14 protein-coding genes are annotated in these 12814 nt (G+C 44.8%); 1 reads left to right on the top strand and 13 read right to left on the bottom strand.

What is annotated here, in order from left to right; genetic code table 11:
- Nucleotides 1-136: 136 nt before the first annotated feature.
- The 9 genes from yjgA to mazG all read right to left on the bottom strand — a co-directional run bounded on the left by yjgA (nt 137) and on the right by mazG (nt 6807).
- The gene (gene yjgA / locus NI468_RS07490) at nt 137-670 is read right to left on the bottom strand and encodes a ribosome biogenesis factor YjgA (protein WP_005107862.1); all 534 of its coding nucleotides are present in this window, start codon (nt 668-670) and stop codon (nt 137-139) included.
- A 2-nt stretch (nt 671-672) separates the two neighbouring features.
- Complete coding sequence (locus tag NI468_RS07485; protein WP_044109984.1) at nt 673-942, bottom strand: HPr family phosphocarrier protein; 270 nt, start codon at nt 940-942, stop codon at nt 673-675.
- Nucleotides 939-1790, bottom strand: coding sequence for an RNase adapter RapZ (gene rapZ, locus NI468_RS07480; RefSeq protein ID WP_253101015.1), 852 nt, complete (start codon nt 1788-1790; stop codon nt 939-941). The genes NI468_RS07485 and rapZ overlap by 4 nt, the downstream gene beginning before the upstream one ends.
- 18 nt (nt 1791-1808) lie before the next feature.
- On the bottom strand, nt 1809-2657 hold the full coding sequence (panC, locus tag NI468_RS07475; protein ID WP_253101011.1) for a pantoate--beta-alanine ligase: 849 nt from the start codon (nt 2655-2657) through the stop codon (nt 1809-1811).
- A 1-nt stretch (nt 2658) separates the two neighbouring features.
- The gene (panB, locus tag NI468_RS07470) at nt 2659-3468 is read right to left on the bottom strand and encodes a 3-methyl-2-oxobutanoate hydroxymethyltransferase (protein ID WP_253101008.1); all 810 of its coding nucleotides are present in this window, start codon (nt 3466-3468) and stop codon (nt 2659-2661) included.
- A gap of 53 nt (nt 3469-3521) precedes the next feature.
- A complete protein-coding gene (gene folK, locus NI468_RS07465; RefSeq protein ID WP_253101006.1) occupies nt 3522-4007 on the bottom strand; it encodes a 2-amino-4-hydroxy-6-hydroxymethyldihydropteridine diphosphokinase in 486 nt (161 codons plus the stop codon).
- Entirely contained in the window at nt 4004-5476 is a 1473-nt protein-coding gene (gene pcnB, locus NI468_RS07460) for a polynucleotide adenylyltransferase PcnB (protein WP_253101003.1), read from the bottom strand. The genes folK and pcnB overlap by 4 nt, the downstream gene beginning before the upstream one ends.
- 136 nt (nt 5477-5612) lie before the next feature.
- The gene (locus tag NI468_RS07455; RefSeq protein WP_253101000.1) at nt 5613-6035 is read right to left on the bottom strand and encodes a ComEA family DNA-binding protein; all 423 of its coding nucleotides are present in this window, start codon (nt 6033-6035) and stop codon (nt 5613-5615) included.
- On the bottom strand, nt 5995-6807 hold the full coding sequence (gene mazG, locus NI468_RS07450; protein WP_222110535.1) for a nucleoside triphosphate pyrophosphohydrolase: 813 nt from the start codon (nt 6805-6807) through the stop codon (nt 5995-5997). Before mazG ends, NI468_RS07455 begins: the two co-directional genes overlap by 41 nt.
- A gap of 92 nt (nt 6808-6899) precedes the next feature.
- On the opposite strand from mazG, the gene NI468_RS07445 reads away from it, so the two are divergent.
- The gene (locus NI468_RS07445) at nt 6900-7670 is read left to right on the top strand and encodes an SDR family oxidoreductase (RefSeq protein ID WP_253100996.1); all 771 of its coding nucleotides are present in this window, start codon (nt 6900-6902) and stop codon (nt 7668-7670) included.
- Nucleotides 7671-7693: 23 nt separating this feature from the next.
- Here the strand turns inward: NI468_RS07445 and NI468_RS07440 are convergent, their stop codons facing one another.
- From NI468_RS07440 to NI468_RS07425, 4 genes are all read right to left on the bottom strand, one after another.
- Complete coding sequence (locus tag NI468_RS07440) at nt 7694-8353, bottom strand: 4'-phosphopantetheinyl transferase family protein (protein WP_253100993.1); 660 nt, start codon at nt 8351-8353, stop codon at nt 7694-7696.
- An 80-nt stretch (nt 8354-8433) separates the two neighbouring features.
- Nucleotides 8434-9129 carry a hypothetical protein gene (locus NI468_RS07435; RefSeq protein ID WP_180038806.1) on the bottom strand — a complete coding sequence of 232 codons (696 nt, stop codon included), beginning with the start codon at nt 9127-9129 and terminating at the stop codon, nt 8434-8436.
- 21 nt (nt 9130-9150) lie between these two features.
- Complete coding sequence (locus NI468_RS07430; RefSeq protein WP_253100991.1) at nt 9151-11211, bottom strand: MreC domain-containing protein; 2061 nt, start codon at nt 11209-11211, stop codon at nt 9151-9153.
- Nucleotides 11202-12710, bottom strand: coding sequence for a hypothetical protein (locus NI468_RS07425; protein WP_253100988.1), 1509 nt, complete (start codon nt 12708-12710; stop codon nt 11202-11204). The genes NI468_RS07430 and NI468_RS07425 overlap by 10 nt, the downstream gene beginning before the upstream one ends.
- Nucleotides 12711-12814 lie beyond the last annotated feature (104 nt).

Raw genomic sequence — 12814 nt, 5'->3', positions numbered from 1 at the left:
TCAGTGCAGTTTTAGAAGCTGGAATAGAAATATTAAAATAGATCACTTATAGGCTATGCATGTCTACGTCAAACCAATCGGCTCAGAATAGCTATAAAAAAAGCGGCCTAAAAAGACCGCCTTTTTATATGGCTGCTTAATTGTCAGAAATCAATGCCACTTGCTGTACATAGTTAAACAGCTTTAATTTAGAAGCATTCACTTCTTCTTCAGGTGCTTGATTCTTTAAATCACGGTGTACCCGAAGATAATGTTGACGTAAGGTATGACGCTCTGTCGCATTATAGTTTTTGGTAAATTCATTGATGGCTGGATCACCATCTTTAACAATTCGATCCACCCAACGCTGTAATTGAGCTGTCTTTTTAAGACCTTGTTTGGGTGTTAAATAAGACAAAATCACCGTTTCATTTTCATTACGTAATAATTTACCAATCCGTGAAAATTGACGACGACGTGCTTCATGTGAACTAATTGCCTGCACATCAAGCAAGGCGTCAATCAAACGCTCATCTACGGGTAGGTTTTTAATTTGTTTAGCGCTCAGCTCTGCAAGCTGCGCACCTAAAGCAGCCATACGCTGGACTGCTTTTTTCTGTTCGGTCTTACTTGCGCGTCCCTCTAAAGAATCAAAATCTTCTTCAGTTAAACTGTTCGGTCGACGTGCCACGATTAATCTGCCTCATAAAATTTTGCTGCAAATAGTGCCTGAATTTCAGATAAGGCTTTTTCCTCATCTGCTCCTTCAATCACTAAGCGTAAAGTTGTTCCTTTGCCTGCACCAAGCATGAGCAATGACATGATATTTTTGGCATCTACCAATTTGTCAGCCTTGCCAATCTGGATACTGGAACGAAATTTGGTGGTAACTTCTATCAGTTTACCAGATGCGCGTGCATGTAAACCCAGTTTATTAATTACGTCAACTGTCGTATCAATCATGACCAGTGCTTCATTTCTCGATGGAGGACTTGAATAGACCATTTTGCCTCAAGGGCTTTTTTTAGTCTATCCACAATATAAACAGAACGATGCTGACCACCGGTACAACCAATTGACACGGTCATGTAATGACGATGTCCTTCGGCAAAGGTCGGCAACCATTTGTCCAGAAAATGATACAGATCATTGAACATGTCCTCGACCTGATCGCTCTTTTGTAAAAATGTCTGCACCGGCTGATCTAGCCCTGAAAATTTGCGCAGTTCCAGTTCCCAATGCGGATTAGGCAAATGCCGGACATCAAAGACATAATCGGCATCCAGTGGAATGCCATGCTTATAGCCAAAGGATTGTAGAATCAGGATCAGGTTATCGGCCTGTCCCAGCTTGGACAATAAGGTATGTTTCAGGTCATGCACACTTTTATCGGTGGTATCGATATGCACCGTAGAACGCAACTGGATCGGCATCAACAGAATTTTTTCTTCCTGTATACACTGATTCAGACTTTTAAAGCGTGACGCTAAAGGATGCGGCCGACGCGAAGCACTAAACCGTGCGATCAGCTCCTGATCCTGCGTGGTCAGATAGATAATATCGACCGAACCATGCTGTTGCAGTTGCTCAAATACATGATCAAATTCTTGTAAATCTGCCCGGGTACTGCGCACATCGACGCCCAGCGCCAACTGTTCCAGATTATTTTCACTGTCCAGTTTTGCCACGATTTCAGGAAGCAATGCCAAAGGCAGATTATCAATACAGTAATAACCCAGATCTTCAAGCACCTGTAATGCAGATGATTTACCCGAACCAGATTGTCCTGTGACAATTAAAATGCGCTTCATGCATGCTACCCTTTCATCTTAGCCAGCAGTGTATTTAACCTGCAGGTTATCGATCAGACGTGTATTCCCCAGCTTTGCAGCTATAAATAACACAAGATCTTGATTAAACGTATGAATTTTTTGTAATTCTGGAGTGCGGGCTTCAATATAATCCACTACAAATCCAGCATCGGTTAAAGTCTGGCGAATCTCCGCCAATACCGTATCCAGTTCCACACCTGCATGTAATTGCTGTTCAGCCTTTTGCAAGCTTTGATAAATTACCGGTGCGATTGCACGATGCTCGGGGCTTAAATAACCATTGCGCGAACTTAAAGCCAGGCCGTCTTCTGCACGGGCAATCGGTACACCAATCACTTCCAGTGGAATATTCAGGTCTTGTACAAACTGACGAATCACTGCCAATTGCTGATAATCTTTCTGGCCAAAGAAGGCGTAATTCGGCTGTACGATGTTAAACAATTTAGTGACCACCACCACCACACCATCAAAATGGCCGGGACGCTGCAAACCACATAAATCATTGGTAATGTCAGAAACACTGATATTGGTCAGACGCGGTTTTTTACCATACATTTGCTCAACCGTCGGCGCAAACACGATGTCACAACCAACTTCTGCCAAAAGCTGCTGATCCTTTTCAAGCGTGCGCGGATAGCTGTCAAAATCTTCATTTGGCCCAAACTGGATTGGATTGACAAAGATACTGACCACCACGACATCACACAACTTACGCGCTTCACGCACCAGATTTAAATGCCCCTCATGCAAATTGCCCATGGTCGGTACAAAACCGATAATCTTGCGACTGGTACGCGCCGGATTTAATGATGCCGCTAAGCCCTGAATGGTGGTTTCTGTTTTCATCTTACAATTCAACCTGAAAAGTTTGTTCTGGTGCCGGGAAAGATCCATCTAAAACTGCAGCATGGTATGCTTTAAAAGCATCCAGAATGGCTGTCGCACCCGATTGTTCTTGCATAAAATTACGTACAAATTTTGCAGTATGTCCAAAAGTCAAACCGAGCATGTCCTGAACCACCAATACCTGTCCGTCAGTAGCTGCACCTGCACCAATGCCAATGACCGGAATCTGCGGAAACAGTTCTGTGATTTCCTGGCCAAGCTGTGCCGGTACGCATTCAAGTAGCAATAGTGCAGCACCCGCCTCGACCACTGCCTTACAGTCCGCAATGAGCTGATCGGCCGCTTCACGGGTACGAGCTTGCAGCTTATAACCGCCAAACACATGTACCGACTGCGGAGTAAGACCCAAATGCACACAGACAGGAATACCGTTACGGGTCAGCACTTGCACGGTTTCTGCCAGCCATGCACCACCTTCCATTTTCACCATTTGCGCGCCGGCCTGCATCACGGTTTTCGAGCTTTGCAAGGCATCATTCAAGGTAGCATAGCTCATAAATGGCAAGTCAGTCATAATAAAGGCATGCTGGTTACCACGGCGTACCGCAGCCGTATGATAGGCCATATCTGCAACCGTGACCGGCAAAGTCGAATCACGGCCCTGAATTGACATTCCCAAAGAATCGCCAATTAAAATGCTGTCCACTTCGGCAATTTCCATGGCTTTGGCCATACTGGCATCATAGCAAGTCAGACATGAAAATTTGCGTCCCTCTGCTTTAAAGCGTCTTAAATCACTCAGACTGACCATGAAAATGTTCCTCTATGCTTGAAAGTTCTGACAAAGCTACCATCACTTAAAAATTAAATATTTGCCCAGTTGCTGTCATCGAGTACCGCGAGGGTCGACTGTTTAACGATGTCCAGGTCTTTTAATCTGTGTCCATAAACCTGTAATTCAGGCTCAATATCCAGAAGTGGAATCAGGACAAAATCACGCTCTAATACCCCAACATGCGGCACAGTTAAGCGTTCATTTTGAATGTGCTCATTACCGTAGAGCAGCAAGTCCAGATCCAGCGTACGTTCGCCCCAATGACGTAAACGTACCCGACCAGCGTCCTGCTCAAAAGCTTGCAGGCGATCCAGCAAGCCTAAAGCTGCCAGATCGGTATTTAACTGCACCACTGCATTCAGATAGTTTGGCTGATCCTGTGGCCCCATCGGTGGACTTTGATACAGATGCGAAGTTTTCACCTGCCCCAATGTCGCCAGTTTCTGTACAGCTTCTGCCAGAATCTGGCGTGAATCGCCCAGGTTACTGCCCAGACCAATATACGTCACGATCATTGTGTTGGCCCAAACACCACTTGGCTCAGATCACGTTTCACCCGTTTGCGTTTCATAATCGGATGATCTGCACCAATTTCACCGCTGGCACTGGCTGCCACATGCGATAGAGGTTTCGCCTTGTCTTCAAACTTGGCTTTACGCACCCGACGGTTGCGTGGTTCAGGCTCATTCACCAACGGCTCAATCTCGGCAAGATCTTGCTGCTGGGTCAGCTTCTGTTCCAGATGCTCTTCTTGACTCGCCTTGCGACGGCTCTTGGCACGCTGACGGTTATACTGGCTAATGGCCCGTTCTTTCTCGTCACCGCTCATTTGCTGGTAGGCATCCCACCAGCTGCCCATACCTTGTGCAGTCGCATCACCTGATTTTTCACGCAGCAGCAAAAAGTCAAAGCCGGCACGGAAACGTGCATGGCTGGACAAAGCCTCGATTTGCTGTGGTTTTGGATTCAGCAAACGGGTCTGCATTTCCCAGACTTCACGAATAAAGGTCTCCGCAAAGCGTGGAATAATGGTGCGGGTTGCCTGACGTTTTAACACATCCAGACCGGCTTGGGCGCGGGCTTCGGCGGCTACCACGCCTTTATTCAGATAGAATTCACAACGTTCGAGGAATGGCTGCCACAACAATACCGCATAGAAAAAGGCCGGGTTGATGGTCTTGCCGATAGAAATACGCTGATCGGTATTTTTCGCAGCGCGTTCCATAAATGTTGTAATTTCAGGCTTGATATCTGCAAATAACTGCTGCCAGATCCCAAAATCGATCAGCATTGGCAAGACACGATTCAAGTGTCCCATGGTAAACAGTTTCTGTGATTCATCATAAAGTCGATGTGGAGAAACATCACGCAGCAACTGGGTCATTTCCGGCGTAAAGACATCCAGAATCGCTTCATCAATATTAAAGTTCAGCTTGGCGGCAAAACGTAAGGTTCGCAGCATCCGCACCGGATCCTCTTCAAATCTTAGAGTCGGATCACCGAGCAAGCGTAAGGTTTTGCTGTGAATATCATCCACTGCATTGCAGAAATCCAGCACAATGCCTTTACGCGGCTGGTAATACATTGCATTGATGGAGAAATCACGACGGGCAAAATCCTGCTCGATGCTGCCCCAGTTGTTATCCCGCAGAATCATCCCCGCGGCCGAGGTCACTGCTTTTTTTGGTGGTGCACGGAAGGTTGCCACTTCAACCAATTCCCGCCCTGAATAGACATGCGCCAGTTCGAAACGTCGTCCGATAATTCGACAACGTCGTCCGAAAACTTCCTTGACCTGAGCCGGGGTTGCATTGGTAACTGCATCGAAATCTTTAGGATTCAAACCTAACATCAGATCTCGAACACCACCACCCACGATATAAGCTTCATAGCCTGCCTTGTTTAAGGCATCAATCACATCGAGAATATAAGAAGGTAATTGAGCGGTTGATAAACCACATTTTGACGCGCGCAAAGTTTGCAAAAGACGCTGTCTCCTACGTCTGAACGTAAAATTCTAAGATGACGCTAATCATATCGCTTACACGACTAAAGGGCAATTTGATTATGTCAATCCTGCGAGTCAAATCAATCAGCTAGTCATGATCCGTGCTGTCGCCTTATAAGGCCAGTTTAGCCTTATTTTTGGCAAATAATGCCGGCCCAATGCCTTTGACTAGCTGAATCTCTTCAATGCTTTTGAATTTTCCGTTTTTTTGCCGATGTTCAATAATCGCTTCGGCCTTCTTTTGACCAATGCCATTCAGCTGCTGTAATTGCTCCACAGTCGCATGATTTAAACTGATTTTATCAGCAGCGGAAGATGCCGATAATGCAGGCTTCGCCAGATAGTGATTGCTTTCGGATGAGGCCGTAGCGGCAGCTTTTTTCTTCAGACGTGCATCATGTTGCTGTTGCTGGGTCTTCCATTCCATATAATCGGTCGCAGTCGCATGCGCTGTTCCGATAGAAATAAAGCCCAACCAGCAACTCAGAAGAAGATTAATCCACGTCGGACCGATTCGATAAGGTATTTTTTTCATGTGCTGCTCTTTGTTTTAATTCTAATTTAGCCTGTTCCCACAGCTGATCAAGTTCAGTTAGTGACAGCTTTTCCAAGTCTAATTGTTGTCGTTCTGCCTGATCTTCCATCAAGGCAAAGCGGGTCCGAAATTTATGGATCGTACCCAATAATGCCATCTCGCTGGAGATGCCAAGTTTACGTCCAACATTGACCAGAGAAAATAAGCAGTCGCCAAATTCTTCCTGTATTTCATCGGAATTTTGTCCGGCTACCGCTTCTTTTAATTCAGCCAGTTCTTCTTCCAGCTTGGCATAAGCACCCGCCATGTCCGGAAAATCAAAACCGATTTTGGCGACATTTTTTTGAATTTCATCGGCCTGCACCAAAGCCGGTGCATGTTTAATATCATCCAGACGTGAACGCGGCTTGCCCTGCTTTTCTTGCTGTTTCATTTCTTTCCATAGCTCAGACACATCTTCCGGACTCATTTTTGCAAATTGTTCAGCCTGAAATACATGCGGATGACGGCGAACCAGTTTATCGGTAATGGCCTGAACCACATCCTGAAAATCGAAAGCCCCCTGCTCGCTATACATTTGCGACTGGAACACTACCTGTAACAGCAAATCACCCAGCTCATCGCGGACATCGTCGACTTTTCCAGAGCGGACTGCCGCTTCGACTTCGTAAGCTTCCTCAATGGCATATTTGGTCAGAGATTCGGGGGTCTGCTGCTGATCCCATGGACATTTTTCACGTAATTCGCGCATGACCTTGAGTAGTTGTTCCATGTTTAAAAACCTCTTTTTTTTACCAAATTGTCGCGTCAATCTGCCAGTTTCTTGTTATGCTCAAAAAAAAAGACAATAAGGAGATCAGGCACATGCACAGTATATTGATTAGCGGTGCAGCACAAGGAATTGGTGCCGCGACAGCCGCCCTATTTTACCAGCACGGCTACAAGGTGGGTATTTATGATGTTCAGGTGGAGCAGGCAGAACAACTGGCCCAGCAACTGGGCGAACATGCCAAAGCCGGTTTTCTGGATGTGGCTGGTTATACGTCCTGGGAAACAGCTTTAGCCGAATTTTCAGCTTGGGCAGGTGAAATCAATATTCTGGTCAATAATGCCGGGATTTTATATTCAGGCCCTTTTGAAGAAACTGATATTATGGCGCATCATCGGACTCTGGATATTAATGTTAAAGGAGTCATGAACGGCTGTCATGCCGCTTTCCCTTATTTAAAAGAATCTTCATTTGCCCGCATCATCAATCTATCTTCAGCTTCGGCGATTTATGGCCAAGCCGATTTAAGCAGTTATTCCACCAGCAAGTTTGCAGTGCGTGGCCTGACTGAAAGTCTGGATATTGAGTGGCAACCCTATGGGATTCGAGTCTTGGATGTAATGCCGCTTTTCGTCAGTACGGCCATGGTCAAAGATATGCAGGCAGAAAGCATCAAAAAGATGGGCGTGCATTTAAAAGCAGAAGATGTCGCACAAGATATTCTGAAACTGGCAGAACTCAAAGATTCCATCTGGCAAGCCACGCATCATCCGGTTGGTTTCAAAAGCCAGTTTTTATTTCATTTATCGCGAATGAGTCCAAAATTTGTGAATCGACTGAGTAATCTGCTCATTTCCAGAAAATAAAAAATATTTGGGTTGATTCTGTTTTAGACAGTGTGATGAATCTGGATCACTGGAAATCTCAACCCTTTGCAGGAATGCTCACTTTGCCAAGCCACGGTGAGCATACAGCCAGCAATAGAATAATTTTGATAAGCATAGATGCCAATCTCTGGATGTTCGCAGCGCCCACCATTTTGCTCAGGATGGATATTGGTATTGAGTTCGTTGAGGTTGATCCGGATTCCCAAGCCTGATGCCTTTAACACGGCCTCTTTGGTCGTCCAGACTTTAAACCAGTATTCAGGGTCATAAGCCAGCGCTTGCCAATTTTTGAGTTCTTCAGGATGGAAGGCGTGCTGTGCCAAAGCTTCAAAACGGACTTTACGGCTCAGTTCTTCAATATCGATTCCCAAGTTTTGGACATTCCTGCTCGTGGCCAGGGCGTAGAAATTTTGACTATGACTATGATTAAAACTGAAATCCGGATAGTCATTTAAATAAGGCTTGCCATATTCAGTGGCGGTGAAATCCAGAGATTGGATCGGATGATTGAATTGATCTGACAGCAACTGGTTACGTCGCGCATAAATTGCCAGTTTTCGATTTTTGATTTGCTCTACCCGTGATTCAGGCGGTTTAATCGAAAAGAACTGATCTATTTTTTGTAGATAAATTTGAATATTTCGCGACAATGCAAAGCTCATAGAAACAGATGGACTTTTTCATTTTACGTCGCCAGATAAAAAAAGAAAGCCTGTTCGAAAACAGGCTAGACTCATATTGCTTAGATTGAATCAGAAATATCAACTGGTTTTGCTGCTGCAGATTCTGGCGCCTTAAAGTTCAAGCCCGCTTTTTTCATCAATTGCGGATACTCCACCAATGCCATTGTTGCGTTTTTTGCAATTCCAGTCACATCACCTAATAGACCTTTGGCATCCATAAAAGACATACCGCTATCGCTGACACTACGCGGATTACTGAGCATTTGCATAGACACCTGCTTACTATTAAGCACGAGTTCGCGTGCAGACAAGCCCGCAATCGCAAAGTTAGTAAGTGAGTTAACTAGAAGCTGTTTCTGGCTTACACTTAATGCATTAATACGTTCCAGTGTCGCCGCTTCATCCTTTTTTGATGCATCCAGAACATCATTGGTCAATTTGGTAATCTCTTTCTGGATGGCCTCTTTTTCCTTTACGTCCGAGGTAGTTTTCAAGCTGTTTAATTTGGTTTTCAGCTCTTCACTGTCTTTACGTTCAGCAAACAGGGTTGCCAGTGTCGTTCGGCTTTGAATAAACATGGCATTGGTGGCTTGTGCCTGCTTAAGAAAACCCGCCAAATCCAGATTTTGTGAAGATGTGCCTGTTGTCGTTGCAACTGCTTTTGATGCCAGACTACTCAATGTTCCAAGACCGGCATGGCTTTGCGATGCCAATACAGCACTTCCCAAGATCAAGATGCTTGCGATTTTTTTCATAGTATTTCCCCTTATAATTCCTTACTGAACTGCATCGGCTTTTTGCACGATCTGATTTAAAATTTTTGGTAATGCCTTGAACATCTGAATGTTGTACATTTCATGACGATGGGTAATATCAATGCCTTTTAAACTGACTTCTTGCTGTAAACCGACAGCCCCAACACGTTCCTGTTTTGCATTAAAACGCCGCGCGCCACCTGCCAACACCAAAGTGGCATCGCAACTGGATTTGTCTGCATTGCATTTAATAGAGTCTTCTCGAACCTGAATCTTGAATGCTGGCTGTAAGCACTCGTCTTTGGGCACATACAGTTTCAAATTAAGCTGTTTTTTAAAGCCGGCATTTTCAGTCATTTTTATAATTGATGTTTCTAAACTGGTCTGCCCTTTAAAACCTGAACCTGTGGCATAAAATGGACGTTTGGACTGACTGGTAAATGCGTGATAAATCAGCGGACCAAATCCATAAAATGGAATCTCTCCAACTTGATCGGTATGCAAGCTTGGACAAAGTACCCGTGCAAGTTTCGACTCACCCACAGCAGCATGGCTATCCACCAAGATGCTGTCACCCGAACGTACCGGCAGACGGTCATTTCCACTCACAGGAAAATCAAGCTGCGCTTTGACTTTAGTCCCTTGACGCTCAATGACTGTGGCTTCCCAAGTCGGGATTAATACTTGACGCTGAGCAACTTTTTCACGGTTATACACATGAATTTTCATGCCTGTGGTCAAACGCTCGCCTGCATCCTGAATCGTGATGATCTCACTACCACCACTCGCTACCTGCAAATCTGAACGGGTAAATTGAATCCCTTTCTGGAATTGCTGACCCAATTTCACCAAAGCATTTTTGAGTGCCACTTCCTTACGCGTATCCAGTGAAAAACCCATTCCTTGTGAAATGGTTTCACTGATTTCATCAGTTGCATGTGCCGAATAAATCACGCGCCCAGAACGGTCAATCATTTCAGCAAACACTTCACTATGTACCACTTGTTGCTCAGTCATCTTGCCGACTTGCTGTTGATAACCAATTACAGGAATCACATTAATACGAATAAAAAATTCAGGAAGTTCACGCTGATGCTGGGTTTCCTGATTAGTTAAACCCGTCTGCTCACTGATACTCTGTGCGAGCACGCTATAACGTTTGTTGACTGGTGTAAGGGTAAAGGATGCATTTTCTCCGATCGCATCAGAAAAAATCTGCTCAATCAGGTCTTTTGACTCACCTTGATAAGTCAATACATCCACCACCAAAGCTTTAGGCTTGTTCAGTGCCTGACGAGTATTGGCCGAAATCTTGCTAAACTGGCTTGAATTACCACTCATCAATACAGGCAATGCCACAGCATAATCGCTATCAGCATGGACAACCCGGATTAAATCTCCTGAAGCCGAGCTCAGCTCATCATCTTTGGCAATCCCCTGATTAAAGCCTTTATCCAAAACCATATAAGACTTCCAGCGGTCAATCACCTTAGTCTGCACTTCAGAAACCTTAAATTTTTTCTGCAGATCCTGGGTCAATTGCTGGGTCAAGGACAGCAAGCTACTTTGAAATTTCTGCTGGACCGCCTGACGGGTTGTAGCCGCCTCGACATCAGTCGACAGCACCTGTATAGGTTGAGATAAGGTAGCGCTATCGGTATAAATCACTTCTCCAGACAAGACATTGGTCAACTTTAAACTTAAAGTGACTGGCAGAAAAATCTCGGCTGTAGATTCCTTTTGCACTACATATTCGCTGGCCCGCAAAACTTCCAGAGAGGCCACATAGCTTCGATGTTTATTCTGTTGGGAAATTGAAGTAACCACCTGATCTTGCAAGGCCTGTTTCAGCTGCTGCTCGAAAGCCTGTGCAACTTGAGTACGAATCGTCTCGCTAGATACAGCCCTGCTAAAGTCACAGGAAATCGATGATGCGTTTGCTTCTATATGTTCTGCCGATTGACGACAAGGCAGTTCCAGCCCATAAATTCCCTTCGCCGGAAAAACCTGAATATTGGCCTGTGGACTAGCCGTTCCCATCAGCGCCATGGCAAGCATGGCTTTTTTCAAGCTTATTTGCATTGGGTACCACCAATACATAAAGTAATGGTATTCCCTGCTTGCAGGCGTTCTGCATTCGACAGAACAGGATTTACCCGGCGCAATGCTTTGGCAAGTTCAGCACTTAACGGCTTTTCACTCTTATAAGTCATGGTCATCTCGACCAATTTGCCATCCTGGGTACGGATATCGATATTTTCCGCACCATCCATTTCATCTAAGGCCACGTACAGGTCATCCCCTAACCGGCTAGATACGCTACCCGATACACTTTTTACAAAGAGGGTTATTTCCTTACCATACATGCTGCGGTTTTTCGAATAGGCAAGGATTTGCGGGCCGACTTCAGATAGCGTCATTTCACCCAGTTTACGGGCAACATTGGTACGGCAAGTATCTGTCGTTGCAGCCGTGGATGATTCAGTACGGGTATCGCCGCCCATCAGTGTGCCATCATCGACTGAATAAATTTTATAGCTGAGTGCACCATCACAAACAAACTGACCCGTTGCACCTGAACGACCACGGTCATAAATATAAGAGCTACCGACCATAAACCAGTCCGCTTTTTCCTGACGTGCAGCCACTGCAAGTTTTGCCAGCTCTGCATCACCCAGCAATTGTTGAATGGTCATACTCTTGCCTTTGAGATAACGGCTACGAAACACATCCGAATCCATTAAGCGTAGATCATATTTAGATGCTGCACGGGCAATTGAGGTTAACGTTTGATTTTCACGCTCAGGTGTGGTCGACGGGGTTTGATATTCCACATATTTCACAAAATTTTGAATATCATTCTGGCGTTCAGACTGGCTATAACGTGCTGATTCACTGGCGTTATAACTTACTGAAGCAGAAGATTTACCTGAATTATTGTGACTTGATGAACGTGCAGCAACGCCCGCACCTGCACCATAGTAATTACCATAGGCATAGCCTGAAGCCGAAGCTGATTTGCCTTTTGATGAATATGATGAACTTTCACTGGCTTTTGCACTTTCTTTCGCGTCATAGCTGGCCTTTTCATCATAGGCATAGCTCTTGTCAGAAAAGTACGACGTAAACTCTTTCACCGGTTTTGAGTTATCTCGCGGTACACCAAAATATTCATCCATTACGATCATGATCGGACTGGTTCGGCTATTCTTTTTGGATAAACCCAGATCATTTAAGATCTGGCGAAACTCCTGATCATCCATTTCAATTGAAATAGAAGTAACCAGTTCATTGTTATTGTTGGTTTGACTACCACGATTAAATACGTAGCCATTGTCAACTTGTTTCACAATATCTGCCAGATGGAGTTCGGCATCCTGCATGGCTTGAGGGCCATTTATTTTTTTGATTAAAGCAATGACTGCATCAGTTTTTGCATTATTCAATGCTTGATTCCGTGTTCCTATTGGATCTTTTTTTATAATGGGGCTACTGCCCTCACCATTCACTTTGATCATTTCAGCGCATGCAAGGCTTGGTAAACCCATCATACAGATTAAGGCCAATGCAGTTTTTTTCATGTTCCCCTCACACCACCGCAAATTTGGGTAGTAATTTATTATGATCTTTTTCAGTCAATTTTCATTTTTGCGACTGAATTAACAATTTCACACAAATATAATAC

This window comes from Acinetobacter lwoffii (genome assembly GCF_024129355.1).
GTDB lineage: Bacteria > Pseudomonadota > Gammaproteobacteria > Pseudomonadales > Moraxellaceae > Acinetobacter > Acinetobacter lwoffii_I.
The sequence above is the reverse complement of the archived record's forward strand: the minus strand, read 5'-3'. Positions and strand labels throughout refer to the sequence as shown.